Source organism: Ralstonia sp. SET104 (assembly GCF_003851545.1).
Taxonomy (GTDB): Bacteria; Pseudomonadota; Gammaproteobacteria; order Burkholderiales; family Burkholderiaceae; genus Ralstonia.
In genome coordinates this window covers 35,860-57,771 of record NZ_BHVX01000017.1, presented here as the reverse complement: position 1 = coordinate 57,771, position 21,912 = coordinate 35,860, and the positions used below count along the sequence as shown (strand labels likewise).

20 protein-coding genes are annotated in these 21,912 nt (G+C 64.4%); 11 read left to right on the top strand and 9 right to left on the bottom strand.

Annotation, left to right across the window (positions count from 1 at the left end; genetic code table 11):
• Positions 1–43: 43 nt before the first annotated feature.
• Entirely contained in the window at positions 44–781 is a 738-nt protein-coding gene (locus tag PSUB009319_RS19140; protein ID WP_124383783.1) for a DUF2278 family protein, read from the top strand.
• A gap of 42 nt (positions 782–823) precedes the next feature.
• Here the strand turns inward: PSUB009319_RS19140 and PSUB009319_RS19135 are convergent, their stop codons facing one another.
• Together PSUB009319_RS19135 and PSUB009319_RS19130 are read right to left on the bottom strand one after the other, a co-directional pair.
• A complete protein-coding gene (locus tag PSUB009319_RS19135; protein WP_124383782.1) occupies positions 824–2,140 on the bottom strand; it encodes a sigma-54 dependent transcriptional regulator in 1,317 nt (438 codons plus the stop codon).
• Between the two features lie 25 nt (positions 2,141–2,165).
• Entirely contained in the window at positions 2,166–4,085 is a 1,920-nt protein-coding gene (locus tag PSUB009319_RS19130) for a sensor histidine kinase (protein WP_260393054.1), read from the bottom strand.
• A 433-nt stretch (positions 4,086–4,518) separates the two neighbouring features.
• Here PSUB009319_RS19130 and PSUB009319_RS19125 point away from each other — a divergent pair, with 433 nt between their 5' ends.
• The gene (locus tag PSUB009319_RS19125) at positions 4,519–4,908 is read left to right on the top strand and encodes a hypothetical protein (protein ID WP_124383780.1); all 390 of its coding nucleotides are present in this window, start codon (positions 4,519–4,521) and stop codon (positions 4,906–4,908) included.
• Between the two features lie 46 nt (positions 4,909–4,954).
• Here the strand turns inward: PSUB009319_RS19125 and PSUB009319_RS19120 are convergent, their stop codons facing one another.
• The gene (locus tag PSUB009319_RS19120) at positions 4,955–6,241 is read right to left on the bottom strand and encodes a dicarboxylate/amino acid:cation symporter (protein ID WP_124383779.1); all 1,287 of its coding nucleotides are present in this window, start codon (positions 6,239–6,241) and stop codon (positions 4,955–4,957) included.
• 449 nt (positions 6,242–6,690) lie between these two features.
• On the opposite strand from PSUB009319_RS19120, the gene PSUB009319_RS19115 reads away from it, so the two are divergent.
• From PSUB009319_RS19115 to PSUB009319_RS19100, 4 genes are all read left to right on the top strand, one after another.
• Complete coding sequence (locus PSUB009319_RS19115) at positions 6,691–7,020, top strand: ferredoxin (protein ID WP_027678378.1); 330 nt, start codon at positions 6,691–6,693, stop codon at positions 7,018–7,020.
• Positions 7,021–7,048: 28 nt separating this feature from the next.
• Positions 7,049–7,696 carry an alpha/beta hydrolase gene (locus PSUB009319_RS19110; protein WP_124383778.1) on the top strand — a complete coding sequence of 216 codons (648 nt, stop codon included), beginning with the start codon at positions 7,049–7,051 and terminating at the stop codon, positions 7,694–7,696.
• A 94-nt stretch (positions 7,697–7,790) separates the two neighbouring features.
• A complete protein-coding gene (locus tag PSUB009319_RS19105; RefSeq protein WP_124383777.1) occupies positions 7,791–8,993 on the top strand; it encodes a D-alanyl-D-alanine carboxypeptidase family protein in 1,203 nt (400 codons plus the stop codon).
• A 20-nt stretch (positions 8,994–9,013) separates the two neighbouring features.
• Positions 9,014–9,313 (top strand): YbeD family protein, encoded by a 300-nt coding sequence (locus PSUB009319_RS19100; RefSeq protein ID WP_124383776.1) that lies wholly within the window; start codon positions 9,014–9,016, stop codon positions 9,311–9,313.
• A gap of 69 nt (positions 9,314–9,382) precedes the next feature.
• Here the strand turns inward: PSUB009319_RS19100 and PSUB009319_RS19095 are convergent, their stop codons facing one another.
• A complete protein-coding gene (locus tag PSUB009319_RS19095; protein ID WP_124383775.1) occupies positions 9,383–10,345 on the bottom strand; it encodes a transcriptional regulator GcvA in 963 nt (320 codons plus the stop codon).
• Positions 10,346–10,496: 151 nt separating this feature from the next.
• Here PSUB009319_RS19095 and PSUB009319_RS19090 point away from each other — a divergent pair, with 151 nt between their 5' ends.
• From PSUB009319_RS19090 to lipA, 3 genes are all read left to right on the top strand, one after another.
• Positions 10,497–10,856, top strand: a complete 360-nt coding sequence (locus PSUB009319_RS19090; protein ID WP_124383774.1) for a DUF2917 domain-containing protein — start codon at positions 10,497–10,499, stop codon at positions 10,854–10,856.
• A gap of 165 nt (positions 10,857–11,021) precedes the next feature.
• A complete protein-coding gene (lipB, locus tag PSUB009319_RS19085) occupies positions 11,022–11,711 on the top strand; it encodes a lipoyl(octanoyl) transferase LipB (protein ID WP_124383773.1) in 690 nt (229 codons plus the stop codon).
• Positions 11,712–11,765: 54 nt separating this feature from the next.
• Positions 11,766–12,770 carry a lipoyl synthase gene (gene lipA, locus PSUB009319_RS19080; RefSeq protein ID WP_124383772.1) on the top strand — a complete coding sequence of 335 codons (1,005 nt, stop codon included), beginning with the start codon at positions 11,766–11,768 and terminating at the stop codon, positions 12,768–12,770.
• Positions 12,771–12,861: 91 nt separating this feature from the next.
• On the opposite strand, the gene PSUB009319_RS19075 is transcribed toward lipA, so the two are convergent.
• The 3 genes from PSUB009319_RS19075 to PSUB009319_RS19065 all read right to left on the bottom strand — a co-directional run bounded on the left by PSUB009319_RS19075 (position 12,862) and on the right by PSUB009319_RS19065 (position 16,031).
• Positions 12,862–13,308 (bottom strand): hypothetical protein, encoded by a 447-nt coding sequence (locus tag PSUB009319_RS19075; RefSeq protein ID WP_124383771.1) that lies wholly within the window; start codon positions 13,306–13,308, stop codon positions 12,862–12,864.
• A 206-nt stretch (positions 13,309–13,514) separates the two neighbouring features.
• Positions 13,515–13,730, bottom strand: coding sequence for a zinc-binding dehydrogenase (locus tag PSUB009319_RS19070; RefSeq protein ID WP_260393051.1), 216 nt, complete (start codon positions 13,728–13,730; stop codon positions 13,515–13,517).
• Between the two features lie 198 nt (positions 13,731–13,928).
• Positions 13,929–16,031 (bottom strand): phosphocholine-specific phospholipase C, encoded by a 2,103-nt coding sequence (locus PSUB009319_RS19065; RefSeq protein WP_124383769.1) that lies wholly within the window; start codon positions 16,029–16,031, stop codon positions 13,929–13,931.
• 702 nt (positions 16,032–16,733) lie between these two features.
• Between PSUB009319_RS19065 and PSUB009319_RS19055 the strand changes: the two genes are divergently transcribed.
• The gene (locus PSUB009319_RS19055) at positions 16,734–18,698 is read left to right on the top strand and encodes an NRPS-independent rhizoferrin synthetase (RefSeq protein ID WP_124383767.1); all 1,965 of its coding nucleotides are present in this window, start codon (positions 16,734–16,736) and stop codon (positions 18,696–18,698) included.
• Entirely contained in the window at positions 18,695–19,942 is a 1,248-nt protein-coding gene (locus PSUB009319_RS19050) for a rhizoferrin export MFS transporter (RefSeq protein WP_124383766.1), read from the top strand. Before PSUB009319_RS19055 ends, PSUB009319_RS19050 begins: the two co-directional genes overlap by 4 nt.
• Here the strand turns inward: PSUB009319_RS19050 and PSUB009319_RS19045 are convergent.
• Both PSUB009319_RS19045 and PSUB009319_RS19040 read right to left on the bottom strand, forming a co-directional pair.
• A complete protein-coding gene (locus PSUB009319_RS19045; RefSeq protein ID WP_124383765.1) occupies positions 19,930–21,216 on the bottom strand; it encodes a VanZ family protein in 1,287 nt (428 codons plus the stop codon). The two genes, PSUB009319_RS19050 and PSUB009319_RS19045, sit on opposite strands and share 13 nt — an antisense overlap.
• 12 nt (positions 21,217–21,228) lie before the next feature.
• Positions 21,229–21,906, bottom strand: a complete 678-nt coding sequence (locus PSUB009319_RS19040) for an ABC-type transport auxiliary lipoprotein family protein (RefSeq protein ID WP_124383764.1) — start codon at positions 21,904–21,906, stop codon at positions 21,229–21,231.
• Positions 21,907–21,912: the final 6 nt, after the last annotated feature.

Here is a 21,912-nt window from a genome sequence, read left to right as displayed (position 1 = left end):
TGCAATGCCGGCTCGTGAACAAACTGCTGGATGGAGCAAGCGCATGGCCAATCACTACTGCATGTTCAAAGGCAAGCTGAAGTTCGGCGTGCCGTATCTGGAGGGCTACAACGGCAATCCGCACTACGCGATCGTGGCGCAAGCGCCGGATGGCTCTGAGTTTGTCGTGCTTGCCAACGTGAAATCCGATTCGAGCATGCCGGGTGCTGGCGCTGCGGGTTACCACGTGCTGTATCAATGGACGACAGATCTGCAGTTGCCGATCACCAGTGCCCTTGCGGCGCTCGCACCCGGCTTGCACCAGAGCGATTTCCCGCGCTTGGACTATGTGCGTGATGCGGGGCTGGCCGACTTCCCGAACATGCGGCCAATCGCGCTCGATACAGCAACGGAGCACAACGACATCAACGCGCTTGTCGACGACATGCTGATGCTGGATCGCACCGCCGCGCCGATCGACTACATCTACCACGGCAGCTCAGGCGACGATGACCGCAAGGGCTGGCCGCCACGCAGCGATGTCACCGTGTACGGTTTCGGTTACCTGTTCGAGCCGCAGCAGGATGGTCTGCACGAAACGCACATGAACCAGGGCAACCCGGTCGTGCACACGCAGGGTGTTAAAGACCATTCACGTGAGAACGGCACGCATCAGGACGGCGCGGTCATCGTGGAAATCGACGGCAAGTTTCAGGCGCTGCTGATTGCGTTCCAGACGCAGCGAATTCCAACGGACGAACGTGGGTATCCGGTGGCAGACGCCCATCCCATCCTCGGTTAAGCGCCAAAGAAAAACGCCTGGCCGCTGCCAGGTGTTTGCGCATTACAGGCCGTACCGCTTGATCTTGTCGTACAGCGTCGCGCGCCCTACCTGCAGAATATCCGCCGCCTGGTGCACCGAGCCGCCTGTGCGCGCCAGCGTTTCGGCAATCACCGTACGCTCGTAGCGCTCAACGCGCTCCTTGAGCGGCATGCCGTCTTCCGACGCATCGGGCACAACCGGCGTGCGGCCGACACCGAGTACGAGGCGGTCTGCCGCGTTGCGCAGTTCGCGCACGTTGCCGGGCCAGCTCGATTGCATCAGCTCGTGGCGCTGACGCTCGGCCAGCATCGGCAGCGGACGCTGATAGCGCACAGCGGCCTCGAGCAGGAAGTGCTCGAACAACGGGATGATGTCTTCGCGGCGCTCGCGCAGCGGCGGCAGGTCAATGGCAACGACGTTCAGGCGGTAGTACAGATCACGCCGGAAACCGCCCGCGTCGATCAACGCTTCCATGTCGCCCTTGGCGGCCGCGACGATCCGCACATCGATGCGCACCGACGTGTTTGAGCCCAGGCGCTCCAGCGCGCCTTCCTGCAACACGCGCAACAGCTTGACCTGCAGCGCAATCGGCATGCTCTCGATTTCGTCGAGGAACAGCGTGCCGCCGGATGCGTGCTCCAGCTTGCCGATGCGCCGCTTGCCCGCACCCGTGAAGGCGCCCGCTTCGTGGCCAAACATCTCGCTTTCAAAGATCTGTTCGGGCACCGCACCGCAATTGAGCGCGATGAACGGCTTGTCGTGGCGTGGCGAGAGCATGTGCAGACTGCGTGCCACAAGCTCCTTGCCCGTGCCGGTTTCACCATTGATGAGTACCGGCGCATCGGTGGTTGCAACGTTCTCGATCAGCGCACGCACCGCGCCCATCGCGGGTGAGCGCCCGATGATGCGCGTGCCCGCCGCCGGGCCGGCCAGCTCGCGGCGCAGCGCGCGGTTTTCCAGCTCCAGCGCGCGGCGCTCTACGGCACGGCGCACGGTCTCGGTCAGGCGCTCGGCGGGGAACGGCTTCTCAATGAAGTCGAACGCGCCGTCGCGCATCGCCTGCACGGCCATGGTGATGTCGCCATGACCCGTCACAAGCACCACGGGAATCCCCGTGCCGTACGACTGGCAGTGCGCGAGCACGTCCAGGCCGCTGGCGCCCGGCAAGCGCAGATCGCTCACGACCACGCCGGGGAAATTGGCGTCGATCTTGCCGACGGCTTCTTCGGCGCTGCCAAACGCCTGCACGTTGAAGCCGGCCAACTCCAGGCTTTGCGCGGTGGCCTGGCGCACAGGCGGGTCGTCTTCAATGAAAAGAACGTTCAAGCCTTCGGACATGGTTCGTATCTGTGTGGAAAACGGATCAGGTGGACGCCGCGGAGGTGACTTCGGCGCGCAGCAATGTCAGCGTAAATTGCGCCCCGCCGCCCGGCATGTTCGCCGCCGACAGCGAGCCCCCAAAGTCGCGCGCGATGCTGGTAGAGATTGCCAGCCCGAGGCCCAGCCCCTGGCCGATCTCTTTGGTGGTGAAGAACGGCTCGAACAGGTGCGGCATGGCGTCGGGCGGAATGCCGGGGCCGTTGTCGCGCACGGCGATGCTGAGTTGCGACGAGGCGCCGTCTGCGGGGCCGATGTCGATGTCGATGCGACCCGAGAGTGCGCTCCCGTTGGTGCTAATGGCATCGAGTGCGTTGCCAACGAGATTAATCAGCACCTGCTCGAGCTTCAGTTCATCGGCACGCACAATGGCTTCAACCTCGGGAATGCGCCAGCGCAACTCCAATCGCACATCGCCCAGGCGCGGACGCAGCAGCGCCAGCGTGTGATCCAGCGCCACGCGCACCTGCACATCCACCACCTTGCGGCGCGAACGGCCCGCAAACAGCTTGAGCTGCGCGGTGATCTTGCCCATGCGCTCGGTCAGGTCGGCAATCGCCTGCAGGTTGTCGGTGGCCGCACCGTGCTGACCGCGTTCGAGCAGGATGCGCGTGTTGTCGGAGAACGTGCGTAATGCGGCCAGTGGCTGGTTAAGTTCGTGCGTGATACCGGCAGCCATCTGGCCGAGCGCGGCGAGCTTGCTGGCCTGCACGAGTTCGTCCTGCGTGGCGCGCAGTTCAGCCTCGGCGCGCGAGCGGTCGACAATCTCATGCTGAAGCTGCTCATTGGTCGCCATCAGGTCGGCGGTGCGGTCTTCGACGCGGCGCTCGAGCTGGTCATAGGCGGTTTCGAGCATTCGGCGGCTGCGCAGCATTTCCATCATGCGCAAGCGGCGCTGGCGCCAGTAGAACAGCAGCAGACACGCAAACGCAAAGGCAAACGCCGCTGCCACGGTAGCGCTGCGCGCGGCGCTCATCACCGGGTCAACGGGGGTGAGGTACATCAACGTCCAGTCGGGTTCGACCAGATCGCGCGAGACCTGCAGATAACGCGTAGCGTTCGTGCGATCGCCCACGCGGATGAGCTCGGCGCCTTCCGGCAATTGACCGGTCAATCGCAGAAAGGCCGGCGTCTCGGGTTGCAGCGGCAGCGGCGTGATGTGCTTGCGGAAATATTGGCGCGTCGCTTTCAACTGCGCCTGCAGCCTGGGCGTGAGCGGCTCGACGGTGCGGTACTGCCAAGCGGGTACAGACGACAGGAAGATCACGCCGTTCTCGTCGGCCACCATCACGGGTTCGGATGCGTCGTGGCTCGCGCGGCCGAACCATTCGAGGTTGAGCTTGACGACTGTCACGCCGATCACGCGCCCATCCTGCATGACGGGCTGCGAGATGTAATAGCCCGGCTCTTCGCGCGTGATGCCGATGCCGTAGAAGCGCCCGACGTGGCCGTCCGCTGCCTGCTGGAAATACGGCCGGAACCGGTATTCTGCGCCGACAAAGCTGTCGGGCTGGTTGTAGTTGGATGCGGCCAGCGCCTTGCCGCTCGGGGCGATCACGTAGGTGGCGGTGGCGTGGGCGCGGTCGTTGACTTCACGCAGATAGCGGTTGGCGCGCTCGACGTTGGCGGGCGTCGGATCCGCCAGCAGATCGTGGATGAACGGATGCAGCGCCACCAGTGCCGGCAGGTATTCGTAGCGGTCGAGCGTGCTCTTGAGGTTGGCGGCATAGCGGTCGACACGTGCGCCGGCGGCCTGCTGCGCCTGCGCGAGCCCCCGGTTCCAGGCCACCACAAACGTGGCGGCGCATACCACGGCCATCACCGCCACGAGCCCGGCCGCCACCAGCCACCAGAACCCGCGTCGCGAGCCGGAGGCGCTGGAGAACGGGAAATCGGGATCGGACATCGGCTGGAAGTGGACGGCGGTGAGTGTCACCTTGCCTTCCGGGGCCGTCGTGCCGAGTTGCTTCACGAGGAAACGCCTCAAAAAGAAGCGGGGCCGTCCGGAAGGACTGGCTCCGCGATCATACGCTTTCCAAATTTGTTCACGATCGAACTGCGCAGCCCGACCTTGGTCTTGTCGCGCCGCCCGGAACCATCCAAGGCTGCACCACCCGTGCGCTATACTTCAACGGTCACGCAAACAACGTGACCCTGGATTGGCGTCCAGGATTGTCACAGGCGGGCAACCGCCGTTTGGCGGTTTTTTTACGCCCGTTCATCAAGCGCCTCTGCGGTCGGGCCTTGGTGAGGGAGCGCTTGCGCTCGCCGGTTGCCTGTGACGCCGGAACGCCAACCTTGCCTTGTGCCCGGCCACCCGATTGGCGTCGGGGGCGGGTATGTCAATCCTGTCACAGGAGGCCGCCACGATGCGCCATGCCCCTGCTCACCCCGAGCAAACGCCGTCACCAATCCACAAGACACACGCCACGATCAACCGCGAACGCGCATCGCTTGAACAGCAACGCGCCGATCTAGTGCGCGCGCTCGTGGCGGCTGAACAATCAGCGATGAGATCTCCGCCCGGCTCACAGGAACAAGGCAAGGCCAGGGCTCGCGTGACACGCCTGCAACAGGCATTGCGGCTGATCAAAGGGCGGCTCGGCATTGCCAGACAGCATCGCGACCTTGGCGACCTTCTGATCCAGATATGCAAGGAGCGCACGACCCGCTGCGAGTGGCAACGCATCGTCGCCGAGGCGCAGCGGCGTTATGAGGCGCAGGAGTAAACCGGTTTGATACGGCGGCGCACTCATCTGTACGCCGCCGCACCGGTCAAACCGCCGGGGTCGCCGGCACGTTCTCGCTGCGCTTGCCCGACATCACCTGGGCCAGCTTGCTGCGATCCAGCTCGCGTTCCCACGCCGAGATCACCACGCACGCCACACCGTTGCCGGTGATGTTGGTCAGGGCGCGGCACTCGCTCATGAAGCGGTCGATACCCAGGATCAGCACCATACCTGCCACCGGAATGTCCGGCACCACGGCCAGCGTGGCAGCCAGCGTGATGAAGCCCGCACCGGTGATGCCCGAAGCGCCCTTGGACGTCAGCATGGCGACGGCCAGGATGGTCAGTTGCTGGGTCCAGGTCAGCTCAATGTTCAGCGCCTGCGAGATGAAGATCACCGCCATCGTCATATAGATGTTGGTGCCGTCCAGGTTGAACGAGTAGCCGGTCGGCACAACCAGGCCCACCACCGACTTCGAGCAGCCCAGCTTCTCCATCTTCTCCATCAGGTGCGGCAGCGCCGATTCCGATGAGCTCGTGCCCAGCACGATCAGCAACTCTTCCTTGATGTACGCCACAAAACGGAAGATGTTGAAGCCCGTCAGCTTGGCAATGGTGCCGAGCACCACCACCACGAAGATGATGGCCGTCAGGTAGAACGTGCCGACCAGCTTGAGCAGCGGCACCAGCGAGATCACACCGTACTTGCCGATGGTGAAGGCCATCGCCCCGAAGGCACCGATCGGGGCCACGCGCGTGATGATGTGCACGATGCGGAAGAACACGTGCGCGATCTGGTCGATGAAGTCCGTCACGACCTGCGCGCGGCTACCCATGGCAGACAGCGCACCGCCAAACAACAGCGCGATCAGCAGGATCTGCAGGATGTCGCCCTTGGCAAAAGCCTCCACGACCGTGCTCGGGATGATGTTCAGCAGGAAGTCCACCGTGCTGGCCGAGTGCGCCTTGGCGGCGTATTGGGCGACGGCCTTGGCGTCGATGGTGTTCACATCAACGTTAAAGCCCGAGCCCGGGTTGAAGATGTGGCCCGCAGCCAGACCGATGATCAGCGCGAAAGTCGAGACGACCTCGAAGTAGAGCAGCGCCTTGCCGCCCACGCGGCCCACCTTCTTCATGTCGCGCATGCCGGCAATGCCGGAGACGACCGTACAGAAGATGATCGGCCCGATCACCATCTTGATCAGTTGGATGAAGCCATCGCCCAGCGGCTTCATCTGCACGGCCAGCTTGGGCGAGTAATGACCCAGCAGCACACCGATGACGATGGCGGCCAGCACCTGCACGTACAGGATTTTGTAGAACGGTTTTTTCATGTCTTCCTCGAGTGTCACAGACCGGCCGTGCGCTCGATTGCTCGCCCGGTCCGACCCGCCCTGGTGTGGTCTCTCTCCTGCCTCGATGCGCCAACGCTTCCGGCGTTTCCCGCAGCAGGTCGCTCCTTATTGCAAGGGCTATGCCAGTGTTAATTTTCCTTGCGGGCACCCGCCAACCCTTGTGCCAGCTTGGTGTGCTTACGATGGCACCCGGCCTATCCGTCGTCAATCCCGGAATCAGCGCTCGCCGGTGTCCAGACATTCGGAAAACATGCTGCAACGCAGCATGGCACCGTTGTTTCGCGCCCGCATTCAGAAGGAGGGGGCCCATCGGGGCCGTATAATGCCGGCTCGTTACGCAAATCCACATGCGTGCACGACGCCAGGAAGCCATTCACGCCCTGCCCGCGCACCGCATCACAGCCCGCGCCGCACCGCGCAGCCCGCCCATGAGCAGCCACTACCAGCACCACGTTTTCTTCTGCCTGAACGAACGCGAGGACGGCTCGCGCTGCTGTGCCGATTTTGGCGCCAAGGCCATGCAGGAATACGCCAAGAAGCGCTGCAAAGAACTCGGCATCAACGGCGAAGGCCGCGTACGTATCAACAAGGCAGGCTGCCTGGACCGCTGCGAACTCGGTCCGGTCATGGTGGTCTACCCCGAGGCTGTCTGGTACACCTTTGTCGACAAGGAAGACATCGACGAGATCATCCAGAGCCATCTGATTGAAGGCAAACCAGTCGAACGGCTGATGGTCGACCGTCCTGCCAACGCGTGAGCCAGCGCTTTACTGCATCTGCTTTTCCATGAACGTTCATACCGAAGAACGCCTGATTCCCGGCCCGGTCGGGCAGATCGACCTCTCGATTGATCTGCCGGACACCGCCCCGCGCGGCCTGGCGCTGATCGGCCATCCGCATCCGCTGTTTGGCGGCACCAAGGACAACAAGGTCGCGCAGACGTTGGCACGCACCTTCGTCGGCCTCGGCTATGCGACGGTGCGCCTGAACTTCCGCGGCGTGGGCAAGACCGAAGGCACGCACGATAACGGCATTGGCGAGCAAGACGACATGCTGGCCGTGATCGACTGGATGCGTGCGCAGACGGCGTGGTCCGCCAACGTGGCCACGCTGCCGTTGGCGCTGGGCGGTTTCTCGTTCGGCAGCTTTGTGGTGTCGCAGGTGGCGCGCCGCCTGGCCGAAGCCGGCAAACCCGCCGAGCGCCTGGCGCTGGTTGGCACGGCCACTTCGCGCTGGGATGTGGCACCTGTACCGGCCGATACCATCATCATCCACGGCGAGCAGGATGACACCGTGCCGCTCATCGACGTGCTCAACTGGGCGCGGCCGCAGGAGCTGCCCGTGATCGTCATCCCGGGCGCCGATCATTTCTTCCACCGCAAGCTGCACCTGATCAAGCAGCTCATTACCGGCGCCTGGGCGCCACAGCCGTAACACTGACCCGTTGATTTTCCGGACGCCACGCCTCCCCCCGCTTTTTTCTGGGCATGTGGCGTCATTGAACTCCAAGCAGACCGCAGGACCCGACATGCAGACCCGCTTCGCCCATTTCACGCCCCTCGCCTTCCAATCCGCCGCCGCTACCGTTGTGGCTGCCGCCGTGCTCGTCACGGCGCTGCCCGCAGCGGCGCAACCCGTGCCCGCGCCGCAAGTCGCGGCCCGCTCGTGGATGCTGACCGACGTGACAAGCGGACAGGTGCTTGGCGGCTCCAACATGGACGAGCGCATCGAGCCCGCCTCGCTCACCAAGCTGATGACGGCCTACCTGGTCTTCGAAGCCGTGCGCGACGGCAAGCTCAAGTACGACCAGATGATCACGCCCACCGAGACCGTGCGCGCCGTCAAGACCGACGAGTCGCGCATGTTCCTGCAAGCGGGCAAGCCCGCCTCGGTGCGCGAGATGACACAAGGGCTGATCATCCAGTCGGGCAACGACGCGGCACTTGTGCTCGCCGAAGCCGTGGGCGGCACCGAGACCAACTTCGTGATGCTGATGAACCGCGAAGCCGAACGCCTGGGCATGAAGAACACGCACTTCATGAACGCGGCTGGCCTGCCCGATCCAAACCACTACTCCACCGCACGTGATCTTTCGATCCTGACGGCGGCGCTGATCAAGAATTTCCCGCAGGACTACAAGTTCTACTCGCAGAAGGAATTCACCTATAACAACATCAAGCAGCCCAACCGCAACCGCCTGCTGTGGCTTGATCCGACCGTCGATGGCGGCAAGACGGGCCACACCAAGTCGGCCGGCTACTGCCTCGTCACATCGGCCAACCGCCCGCTGCCGGACGTGCCGGGCGCAAGCCGCCGCCTGCTGTCGGTCATCGTCGGCACCAAAAGCGACGCCATCCGCACGCAGGAAAGCCTGAAGGTCCTGAACTATGGCTACCAGTTCTTCGACACGGTGCGCCTGTATCAGGCCAAGGAAGCGTTGCAGACGCCCGATGTGTACAAGGGTCAGGCCAAGAGCGTGAAGCTGGGCGTGCTGGAAGAGAAGTGGATCACCGTGCCCAAGGGCGCCGGCTCCCGCCTGAAGCCGGTGCTTGAGCGCCGCGACCCGCTGATCGCCCCGATCGCGCAAGGCCAGCAGCTGGGCACGGTCAAGGTGATGGATGGCTCGACCGTGGTGTCGGAATTTCCTGTGGTGGCGCTGGAAGGCGTGCCCGAGGCCGGCTTTGTCGGCCGCACGATCGACGCGGTCAAGCTGTGGTTTAAAAAGAAGTAATCGCCCTCATTTACTTCGACATGACCTCCTCTCACACATCCCCGCCGGGCCACATCCCGCCCGAACAGTCGCTCATTGAGTACCCGAGCGATTTCCCCATCAAGGTGATGGGGCCGATGCACGACGACTTTGCCCAGACCATTGTCGAGGTCGTCCGCCTGCACGATCCGGAGTTCCACGAGGGACGCCTGGAAAAACGCCCGTCTTCCAGCGGCAACTATCTGGGTCTGACGGTGATCGTGCGTGCGACGAGCCGCGAACAGCTCGACGCGCTGTACCAGGCGCTGACAAGCCATCCGATGGTCAAGATCGTGCTGTAACGCACTGCTGCGCGACCAAGCAAACGCTCCGGTTCTGCCGGGGCGTTTTGTCTTGTACGACGCCAAGCCTCAGCCCTTGGGCACGTGCCCCAGACAGATCGTGTTGTCGTTCATCAGCCCCGCCAGTTTGAGCCTGAAGGCTGCGATCTCGGGCAGCAGCCACGTGCGGAACGCCTGCATCTTGGGTGTCTGCAGCACGCTGTGCGGGCACACGAAGTAGTAGTTCCACGGGCAGGGGATCGTCGTCTCGAACAGGCGTACCACGCGACCGGTCAGCAGGTCATTGAAGGCCAGCGTCGGGCGGATCAGCGCAATGCCCTGTCCGGCCGCCGCCGCCTGTAACAGCAGCGACGAATCCTGGAACATCAGCCCGCCGCGCGGCTCGACAAACCCCTCCACGCCGGCCGCATCAAACCACGGTTTCCACGCCTCGCCCTCGCTGCGCAGCAGGGTCATGCCGGCCATCTCGGCCAGCGTGCGCGGCAGGCGCCCGCCATTGAACGACGGACTGCAGATCGGGAAAAATACGTCGTCCAGCAGCTTTTCCACGTACAGGCCCGGATAGTTGCCCGACCCCATACGCAGCGCCACGTCCATCTCTTCACGCGCAAAGTCGACCAACGCAGGACTGGAGAACAGCTCCACCTCCAGCTCGGGATGGCGCTCGATGAAGGTACCGATATGCGGTGTCAGCCAGCGCGCCGCAAACGATGGCATTGTGCTGATAGCCAGACGGTTGTCGCGGTTGCCGGCGCGCAACTGGTGCGTGGCCTGGGCAATCTGATCGAGCGCCTCGCGCACCCGATCGGCATAGGCACGGCCCGCGTGCGTAAGCATGACGCGCTTGCCGCGCCGCTCGAACAGCGGCACCCCCAACTCCTCTTCCAGTGTGCGCATCTGGTGGCTGACGGCGCCGTGCGTGACAAACAACTCCGTCGCCGCACGCGAAAAACTCTCATAGCGGGCCGCCGCCTCGAACACCCGTAGCGCGCCAAGTGAAGGCAAGCGCATGGGTTCGCGGATTTCGGTCATCTTTCCCTCCGGATTTTCGTGGCGCTGTGCGCTTTCTTATGTGAACTGCACTATCAAGAAGCGCAATATATATCGTTTGGTACAAGGCAACCAAGCGCCTAGACTTCCTTCAACGGCAAGGCCCCGTCCCATTGCCGTGAAGGAGCCGATCATGAAAGCTGTACTAACAAAAATTGTATTCACTCTGCAGCCCGGCGAAGTCATGGCATTGCGCATGCCGGCCAACCAGAATCTGCGCGTCGAAGAAGCCTACGGGCACGACGTATGGATCACGCATGAGAACAAAGCCGGCGACGAATGGCTGCATGCGGGCGGCAGCGTTGCCGTCAAGCGCGGCGAGGAAATCGTCGTTTCGGTGGACCCGAAAGCCCTCGGCCCCGTCGCACTGGCCGTGGAAGCCACCGACGGCCACTTGCCGCGCAAACCGTGGCACGTCACGAATGGCTGGCGCCATACGCTCGCAGCGCTCGGCTGGAACGAGCACGCCGATACGCCCGTCGTAGCCGCCTGAGTCCCAAACCCGTTCCAGCCTCCTTTTGCGGCACCTGTCGCAAAAGCCCGATGCCGACGCCGATGCCTCTCATCGCGTCGGCATCGTTTTTTTTGGCCCGACCCTGCGAGCAAAGCGGGCAAAGGCGCCGGGCGGCTTGGGCGGCGCTGCGCTACACTCGCGGGCATGATTCCGATTGACATCGTCGAACGCGGTTTGCAGGACTATGCAGCCTGCTTCGACGCGATGCAGACGTTCACCGCTCAGCGCGGTCCCGACACCCCCGACACAATCTGGCTGGTCGAACACCCGCCGGTGTTCACGCTCGGGCTGGCCGGCGATCCGGCGCATCTGTTGGCGCCCGGCAACATTCCCCTGGTGAAAGTCGACCGTGGCGGACAGATCACTTATCACGGCCCCGGCCAAGTCGTTGCCTACCTTTTGCTGGATCTGCGCCGCCGCGGGCTGTTCGTCAAGGCGCTGGTTGACGCCATCGAGGCGGCCGTCATCGAGACGCTCGCCACGTATAATGTCGCCTCCGAACGCAAGGCTGGCGCCCCCGGCATCTACCTGTCGAGCGGGCCGCATGCTGGCGCCAAGATCGCCGCGCTAGGGCTGAAGATCCGTAACGGCTGCAGCTATCACGGCGTGAGCCTGAATCTGGCGATGGACCTGTCGCCCTTCACGCAGATCAATCCGTGTGGCTACGCCGGCCTGGAGACCGTCGACATGGTGACCGCCGGCGCCCGTGATGCGTCCGGGCAGGCGGTCGATGCGACCGACTGGCACACCGTTTCCCGCGTACTGGCCGATGCGCTGGTCGCCCAATTGCAACAACGCGCGCAAGCGCAACCCGCCGAGGCCGCTTTCAGCTAGCGACTGGCAAGCAGGACTGACAAGCGTGTGTCACAAGCGCACGCGGAGAACACGATGACCGATTCCGCCACTGGCGCCGCAGTTGACGCCTCCTCTGCCACAACCTTGTCGAACGAACCGTACGACGCCACCCGCAAGCAGAAGTCGCTCGACAAGACCGCGCGCATCCCCATCAAGATCGTGCCGGCTGAGAAGCTCAAGAAGCCGGACTGGATTCGCGTGCGCGCCGCCACCGGCAACTCGCGGTTCTATGAGATCAAGGACATCCTGCGCGCCAACAACCTCGTGACGGTGTGCGAAGAGGCAAGCTGCCCGAATATCGGTGAATGCTTCGGCAAGGGCACGGCCACATTCATGATCATGGGCGACAAGTGCACGCGCCGTTGCCCGTTCTGCGACGTCGGCCACGGCCGCCCCGACCCGCTCGACGTGAACGAGCCGGAGAACCTGGCCAAGACCATCGCCCAGCTCAAGCTCAACTACGTAGTCATCACCAGCGTCGACCGCGACGATCTGCGTGACGGCGGTGCCCAGCATTACGTCGATTGCATCTCCCGCACGCGCGCACTGTCGCCCGCCACGCGCATCGAAGTGCTGGTGCCGGACTTCCGCGGCCGCCTGGAGAAAGCGCTGGACATCCTTCAGGAATGCCCGCCCGACGTGATGAACCACAACCTCGAAACCGTGCCGCGCCTGTACAAGCAGGCCCGCCCGGGTGCGGACTACGCGCATTCACTCAAGCTGCTGAAGGATTTCAAGGCCCGCAACCCGAACGTGCCGACCAAATCCGGCCTGATGGTCGGCCTGGGCGAGACGGACGAGGAAATCCTGGAAGTCATGCGCGACATGCGCGAGCACGACATCGACATGTTGACCATCGGCCAGTATCTGGCTCCGTCGGGTCACCATCTGCCGGTGCTGCGCTACGTGCACCCGGACACTTTCAAGATGTTCGAAGAGAAGGCCTACGAAATGGGCTTCACGCACGCCGCCGTGGGCGCGATGGTGCGCAGCTCGTACCACGCCGATCAGCAAGCACACGAAGCCGGCGTGGTCTGATCGAACAGCGAAAACGCCGCACAAGCAAAAAGGGCCTTGGGTTTAACCTCAAGGCCCTTTTGCTTTGGTGCGGCTTGATCCGGCGCGCAGATCAGGCACGTGAAGCGGCATTCGTCGGATAGGTGGCATCACCGTTCCACGACAGATAGCCGTAGGTGTCAGCCTGACGGTCGGCACCTTGCGTATAGACGTCGTACTTGGCGGCGGCGCCGTCGGTGTACGGATCGGCCTTGGCCAGTGCACCGTCGGTGTACGGGTCAGCCTTGCCGACGGCACCTTGAGTGTACGGGTCGAAGCGGTCGTTCTTCCACGACAGATAGCCGTAGGTATCGGCTTGGCGATCCGCGCCTTGGGTGTAGACGTCGAACTTGGCGGCGGCGCCCTGGGTGTACGGATCAGCCTGGGTCACGGCCTGACCGTTGGTGTACGGCTCTTGAGCCTGCGCGGCGGCCGCCGGAGAGGCCGACAACAGTGCTGCAGAAGCAGAAACAGCGGCCACGGTGGCCAGGAAGATACGACGGGAGAATGCGGTGTTCATGATCGGCTCCTTATTTGCCTGGATGTTCGGTTGCGCTCAGTTCGTTGCGCTTGAGACCAGAATAGATCGTTGCCTCACATGGATAAATGTTAATTACGCGAAAAAACTGTTCTCTGCATATCAACAATCAGTCACTGAACGATTCAGTCGTTTCAAAATGTGTGTCAATCGCCACATAAAGGCGTCTTGCGTGACGGCGCTTGGCTTCACACCGCAACGACGATCCTGCCGAACTGCGGGTTCGATTCCAGGTAATGGTGGGGATCTACGATCGGGTCCAGCGCAAATACGCGGTCAATGACCGGCGTGAGCGCACCCGAGGCCAGCATGGGAAACAACGGGAACAGGGTCGCTCCAGTGCTCAGTGCGCCGTGCTCAATGAGGATGCCGTCTTCCGCCAGCGTCTCTGCAAGCTGCTGCAAGACGCAGCCGGCAATCGGATCCGCCAGTCCAACGCTGCCCGATGTGCTGGCAATCGCGGGGATCGTCGGGTTGAGCGCACTCGCGCTGTATCAGGCGCGCGCGTATACAAAGCAAAGCAGCCCTGACGCAGAGCGTCGAGCCATGAAAACGGCCCGCCGGCAGACTACGCCAGCGGGCCGTTTTTGCTCGGGTACGACTTACGCGCTCAGTGCCGGATCAGACGCGCTGACGCGACCGGTCTCAACGTGGCCGGCGAGGCGGCGCTCGAAACCGGCATCGGTACTGGCCGTGACGCTCAGGTCGTACCAGGCGTGCTGGCCGCGCAGGTCCAGGTACACCGAGGCATCGTCACCGCCACGCACTTCACGCTGAACGCTCTCGCCCGTGTAGGCGCTCTTGATCGTGAAGACGGTGGGCACGCGGCCGTGGTTGATGAGGCGCAACTGCAGGTTGCCGTTGGCAACGTCATAGCCTTCCTTCACCTCCAACGCGCGGCCGTGCGGACGCAGCAGGCCCGACAACGTGAGCTTGCCGACAAAGCGGCGCAGGAAGCCATTCGGGCCGTGCACCGTGAAGTCGTACGCGCCCCCGGCGTTCACGCTCACCTTGTCCGACAGGCGCTTGCCCGCCTCCACCGTGTAGGTGCGCGGTGCGTCCGCGCTGCCTGCGGTGTAGACGATGAAGGCGGCGCCCAGGTCTCCGGTGTTCACGAAATCGAGCTCGAACTTGCCGGCGGCTTCGTCCTGACGGCCACGCACGAACAGTTCGTACGGCAGCGCACGCGACGGACGCATACCGCTCTCTTGCTTCGGCACCGCCTGCACCAGCGGCGGCAGCGGCACGTAGCTGGCGTGACGCAGTTTGTCCTTCGGCACGTAGGCTGTGGTGCTCGGCAGCGTGGGCACGACCTCGTTGGGCGTGGCGAAGTTGAACGCCGATGTCAGATCGCCGCACACCGCGCGACGCCACTTCGAGATGTTCGGCGACTTGACGTTGTGCGTGCGCTTAAAACGCTGCTCGATGAAGCGGATGATTGATGTGTGATCGAACGTTTCCGAGCACACGAAACCGCCCTTGGACCACGGCGACACCACCAGCATCGGCACGCGCTGGCCCAGGCCGTAGCTGCCGGCGCCGTAGGTGCTGTTGCCCGGGAAGTATTCGCCCGTGGTGTCGACCGTCGACAGCCCATTGCTGCCCGACGATGCGAACGGCGGCACAAGGTGATCGAAGAAGCCGTCGTTCTCGTCGTAGGTGACGAACACGGCGGTCTTGCTCCACACCTCCGGGTTGGAGGTCAGAATCTGCAGGACCTGGTCGATGTACCAAGCGCCATAGTTGGCTGGCCAGTTCGGGTGCTCGGAGAACGCCTCCGGCGCGGCGATCCACGACACCTGCGGCAGCGTGCCGTTCTGCACATCGCGCTTCAGGATGTCGAAGTAGCCGTCGCCGGCTGATACGTTGGTGCCGGTGCGCGCCTTGTCGTACAGCGGGGTGCCGGGCTGCGCGTTCTGATACTGCTTGAAGTACAGCAGCGCGTTGTCGCCGTAGTTGCCGATGTAGGCATCGCTCGTCCAGCCCCAGGAGCCATTCGCATCGAGACCCGTGCCGATGTCCTGATAGATCTTCCACGAGATGCCAGCCGCCTCGAGCACCTCGGGATACGTCGACCAGCCGTAACCGGCTTCGGCGTTATCGATCACGGGGCCGCCACCGACGTTGTCGTTGCCGACATAGCCCGTCCACATGTAGTAGCGGTTCGGGTCGGTCGAGGTGGGCGTGGAGCAGTGGTAGGCGTCGCAGATGGTAAAGGCATCGGCCAGCGCGTAGTGGAACGGAATGTCCTGACGCGTGAGATACGCCATCGTCGTGGTGCCCTTGTGCGGGACCCAGCCATCGTAGCGGCCGCCGTTGACGGCGGCGTGCGTGTCGTTCCAGCCGTGCGGCAGGTCTTGCAGGAACTGCATGCCGAGGTCCGGCGCGCTCGGGCGAAACGGCAGCACTTCGCCTGCGCCCGCTGCAACCGGCTGATGCCACACGCTCTTGCCGGTGGGCAGCGTGACAGTGCGCGTATCACCGTACCCGCGCACGCCCTTGAGCGTGCCGAAGTAGTGGTCGAACGAGCGATTTTCCTGCATGAGGATCACGATGTGCTGCACGTCCTCGATATTGCGATGCGCGTTATGGGCGGGAATCGCCAGCGCCTGACGAATGCCTTCGGGCACCGCGCCCATGGCTGCAGATGCAGCAGCCATCTGAACGGTGGAACGGAGAAAACCACGGCGGCTCTTGGAGGTCATGTTCTCTACCTGTCTGTGTTTGTGCTTTGGGGGGTTGGGGGGGGAACAACACGGGGCAGCACCGGACTGACGGAAACAGGGTCAGTCGACGGTATGCATCACGGGTGGCGCCAGACCGTTCTGCACAGCAGCGGCCTGGGTAGAAGACGGCGAGGATGGAGATGGAGATAACGGAGAAGCCGGCGCCCGCACCACTGCAGGCACATGCGGATCAGCCGCATTGCAGCCGTTCAGCGCAAGCACGAACATCGCCACGAGGAGAATGGCGGCGTGAAACGGCAGTCGACTGGCAGCGTGGCGCCTACACATGGATGGCCTCCTGTGACAGGCCAATGCAAGCGGCGCCCGTCAGCAATCAGGGGCTAAGGTAGAAAGAATTCGTGTCGGGCGCGTGACGCTGCAGTACGCGGTGGCTGTTTGCACTGCGCTCACACTCTGAGGCCATTTTGTTGCAAATGAGACGAATTCTCATTTACACTGCAGCGCACCAAATCGTGGTGCGGCGGGGCGTTCAGTCTGATTGACTGGTGCTTCTGCGCTCACATACCGACAACAATTACCCTGTCCTCTGCGGCCCGCGACCCAAGTGTGCTGCATTGTCCGCCTGCGTGCCGACGCATCAGCGGCCCCTACATCAGATCCCTGTGCTGCAAGGTCGAGCCCCCGCTCGCCTGCACATGCCCATGCCCTGTAGGAGCCCTCGTGCAACGTCAAGCTGATTCCGCCGTAGAAACATCCGCCAACGCGTCCCTTGCCGCCACGGCCGGCACCCTGTCGATCGACGCGATTCTTGCGCTGGCCGAAGCCGGTGTCGATGCCAACCATTGGTCTGCCGCGCGGCAGATGGCACGCCGCCGCGTGCTATCGCGCCTGCTGCAGGCGCTGTTTCGCGAAGCGCTGCTCGACCCCGGCCAGTTGATTGCCGACACCCGCCCCGATGTGACGCTGCTGCCGATTTGGCAACAGCGGGTGCTGTTGCGTTTCACCAGCTTGCAACCAGGTGCGCTGGGCAGTTGGACGCTGACGGGTGACGTCACCGTGCTCGCGCATGACGAACCGCCCAGGCCAGTTGAGCGCCCCTCCGCCCTGCTCCATTGGCTCACGCCAATCCTGCACACGCGCGACGACAGTGGTCAGCATCTGGCCGCCATCGCGCGCTTGTCAGCGGAACTCGATAACAGCCAGGACAACGACATGCTGTGCCAAGCGTATCGGCTTGCGTGGGGCGAGCGCCTCGCCACCGAGCACCGCGCAGCAGCATCGCAAGACGCATTGGCTCACCTGGTGGGCGACGGCACGCCGCACGCCCTGGCCCGCACCGAGCAATGGGGCACGGGCGGCCACCCGTGGCATCCGGCCTACAAGACGCGGTTGGGACTCACACCAGCGCAGGTGATTACGCTATCACCGGAATTTGAGGCCGACGTGCCGATCGGTCTGGCGGCCGTGGCCGCGCACCGTCTGCAGGTCACGACGATCAATGGCGCACAGCCCTATGCGGCCTGGTTTGCTGCGACCTTTCCCGAAGCGATGGCCGCGTTCCGCAAGGCATTGCTGGCACGCCAGCTCGCCCCCGAGGCGTGGCTGCCGCTGCCGGTGCACCCATGGCAGCGCGAAGCGACACTCGGCACGACCTTCGCCGCCGAATTTGCCGCTGGGGAATTGATCATCCTGCCCGGGATCACCATCACCGCGCAGCCGACCATGTCGTTCCGCACCGTAGCCGCTACGGACGCTCCAGGCGGCCCGATGCTCAAATTGCCCGTGAGCATGCGGCTGACCAGCGTGGAACGCACCGTATCGCCCAAGTCCGCTGTGATGGGACCGCGTGTGAGCGCGCTGCTGGAGGGCATCCTCGCCTCCGACGCGGCGCTGGCCAACGTGCTGTCCATTGTGCCCGAGCGCCATGGCATGTATCTGGCCGGCACCGACGACGAACGCGCCCGCCACCTCTCGATGATCGTGCGCGACAGCCCGACCACGCGCATTGCCAACAACGCGCGGTTGTTGCCCGTCGGCGCGCTATTCACGCCGGACTTCACTGCCGACATGACGCAGGCGGGCGCGCCTATGCTGCTTGACACAGTGCTTGCGCGCCAGGGCGGCGGCTCCCGGCCCGAACGCGCCGCCCGCTTCTTCGACGCTTACCTGCGCGTGGCGATTCCGGCCGTCGTCGGGCTGTACCTGCGCTACGGCATTGCACTGGAGGCACATCAGCAGAACACCTTCGTCGTCATCGACGCGGCCGGCATGCCGCAACGGCTGGTGGTGCGCGACTTTGGCGACGTGAAGATCGCGTTGCCGGCGCTGCAAGCACAGGGCTTCTCCATCGAGCCGTTCCGCGCCGGGCACACGACGTATCCCGACCGCGACATCCCGCGCAAGAAACTGATCCATGCCTTCCTGCTGTGTCACATCGGCGAACTCGCGCTCGCGCTATTTCCCGAAGACGACAGCGTGACAGGCCGGCGCCAGTGGCGCGACGCCATGCACGACGTGTTCGAACAGCAGCGGACTGCGCTGGATACCGATGCATGGGCGCACGAGCGCAACATGCTCCTCGAAGCGCCGTGGACCTTCAAGACCTTCGTTCGCATGCGCTTGCGCGATCAATCCGACGACATGCACGCCACGTTGCCCAACCCGTTAGCGACGGTGCCGGCATGACCGGCGCAACAAGCGCGCACGCGTGGCGCGGGGCAATCCGCTGGCTGCTCGTCATCCAGGCGCTATCGATGGGTGCGATGGAAATGACGGGGCCGTTCTGGCCACTGTTCCTGCGTGATCTGACGCCCATCCCGCACGTGCCGTTTGCGTGGGTTGCCAGCGCGGCGTACTTTGCGCCCATGGCTGCCACGCTGCTGACGGCGCCCTGGTGGGGCCGTCTGGCCGACCGCACTGGCGCTAAGCCGATGATCCTGCGGGCGCTGGTCGCGCTGGCAGCGTCGCAGTTGTGGACGGCCTATGCCGATTCGGCGGCCAGCGTACTGCTGGCGCGCACGGTGCAGGGTGGGCTGGCAGGCTTCCTGGCGGCCGCGCAGATCTATGCGATGCGCGTGGCGCCGGCCGACGCACGCCGTCGCGTTTTTGCCGATCTGCAAACCGTGACTGCGTGCGGCAGCCTCATGGCACCGCCCATCGGGGCGTGGCTGGTCAGCTCGATGGGCTTCCGGCTGACCAACACCGCAGGCGCGGTCGTCATCCTGGCGTGCATTCCACTGGCAATGCTGTTCTTGCCGTCGATCAAACCGGCGCCCCGCCCCGCATCAGCGGCGCCGCGCTCGTCCACCAAAGCGGTTGCCGGTACGCCGCTGGGCGGACTGGTCATCGGCCTGCTGCTTGGCACAGTGGCAGTGCAGGCAGCGCGCATCATGCCGCAGGGCTTTCTTGCACCGTACGTCACCGAGACATTGCATGGTTCGGTCATGCTGGCAGGCCTTGCTTACAGCGCTACGGCGGCCACGCTGGCGCTGTCGGCGCGCTGGTGGGCGAAGCGCCTCTCCGGGCTATCGACGCAGTCGACGCTGGGCCGCATCTGCGCCTTGACCGCCGCATGTGGGCTCATTGCGCTGTGGCAAGGCTATGCGCAGGGGGAGGTGGGCTTCATTGCCGCGCGGCTGGCGTGGGGACTTTGCCTGGGTGGGCTGCTGCCAGTGCTCAACAGCCTGGTCGCAGAGGTCAGCCCGCAAGATCGACAGGGCTTTGTGCTGGGGTTGTGCAGCAGCGCAGCCAAGGGTGGCGCGCTTATTGGTCTGAGCGTGGCGGCGGTTTCCACGGGACTGTTCGGTTGGCGGGCGGGCTTTGTCGCCATGGCAGCGGTGTATGGCGCGGCGCTCCTGGCGTTACTGGTTGTGCGACGGGCAGCCTCGCCGCCGGGCGTTTCACCGGTCGCGCAGGCTCAGCGGGCCTGACGTCCGGCGCGTCGTTGCAGTTGCGTCTGCTCGGCACGCCAGGCGAGGTAGCCGAGGCCCAGAAACGGCCACAGCCAGCCGATCCACTGCGACAGGCTGTTGAAATGGACGAAGCGCCCCAGCCGCCAGCTCTGCGCCGACACCCACGAATACGGGCTCGGCGGCAGCACGTTGGACAGGATGATCAGCGCGATCAGCAGCGTCATCGCCAGCGCGCCGCGCAGCCAGCGCGGCAGGCGCACCAGCAGCACCAGCACCAGCGAGCCGACGACCAACCCGAAGCGCGCGCCGGACGACAGCCAATCCCACGCGCCGCCCAGCGGAAACTGCAACACCGTCGCCCCCGCCTTCACCAGCAGCGCGCCTGCCAGCAATGCCACCAGCAGGCGCAGCACGGGCGCGCCACGGCGCATGGCCACGGTGGCCAGCAGCCCCGTGCCGATCCAACTGCAGGCGGTGATGAGCGCTTCCAGCAATTCCTGGCGCTGCAGAGCTTCCGGGTGTGCCGTCAGCTTGTCGTGCCAGTCGAACAACTCGGGAAACCAGCCGCTGACGAGGTTGACCACAAACGCATCCGGCGACGGATCGAGCAGGATGCTGCGGATCACCCCGCCCATGCTGAAAAGGAATTCCTGCGGAAAAATCTGCGCAAACGGCCACACCAGCAGCAACAGAATTGCAAAGGTGGCATGTGGCTCGAACCAGCGGCGGCGCAGGCGACGCAGCCCGCCTCGATCAATCAGCCGCGCAGCAAACGGCACCATGAGGACGCCGCCCAGCAACGCGCCCAGCGTGTTGGTCGCCAGATCGACGTTGGAGGAGACGCGCGTGGGCAGATAGGTCTGGATCGCCTCCATGGCGCCCGATAGCAGCAGCCCGGCCAGCAGCGCGACGAGCACCGCCCGCCAGCCCGTGATGCGCGGATGCAGCGCCAGTACCGTCAGCATGCCCAGCGGCATGTAGCCCCACACGTTGGTGAGTATGTCGAAGCCGGTGTTGTAACGCGGCAGCGGCGCCGTCAGGAAGGCAAATGGCGACACACCGGTGTCCGTCCAGCCCGCAAACGGGTACAGGCTTGCGTAGATGACCAGCAGCACAAACCACCCGAGCCCGGCGCGTGCAAGCGGCGAGTGGCGATGCGCGGTGAGTGCGGCGGGTTGCGAGTGGAAGTCCGTCACCGGAAGGAGCAGCAATCTAAAAGGAGGAGCGGACGTGCTCGGAAGAAGCCGCCCATGATAGCGTCCGATGCCGCGCGCCACGGATGGTTCCTCCATCCGGTCGATGGATTAGCGCCGGCGCGTGCCAAATGCGGCGCCTGGGGTTGCTGGGGTTGCTGGGGTTGCCGATGCCCCCGAAGCCCCCAGTGGCAAGCCCGCCACCCAGTCGAGCACCTCCCCGATGGCCTGGTCCGACGCCCGCGTCAGTGCCGCCACACCCCCTGCCGCATCAGGGCTGGGTGCGGGCGCATCCGCCTGCACCACGCGCTGATCGATCACGCCGCGCGCGAGTGACACCGTCGCCCGCAGCCGCACCACGCCGCGGCTGGCTTCGGGCCGGTCGAACACCTGCGAGAAATCGACCAGTTCAACGCGCAGGCTGGGCACATCGGGCGTGGGGTAGCCGACGACGTGGCCGCGCGCGGCCGCCGCGTTGCGCAGGCGTGCATCGAACAGATTCACGGGCGATTCCACCCAGCGGCTATTGGCATACGCATCGGTGCGCTGGCTTTGCGCATAGGCGAGACGGTAGTAGATGGCGTTGCCGTCCATCCAGCCGGGGCCGGCCACGTCGGCCACGCGCAAGGCAGTCGGCAGGCGGGCGCCGGCGGTGGCGGCCGGGGCGAGCCCAAAATCGTACAGGGCAGTCGGCGCGACAGGGGCGCTGGAGCAAGCCGCCAAGAGCGACAGCACCGCCACCGCAAACAGCGCAGGCGCACGTTCGAACACAGCAGACAACATCGGCATGGAATC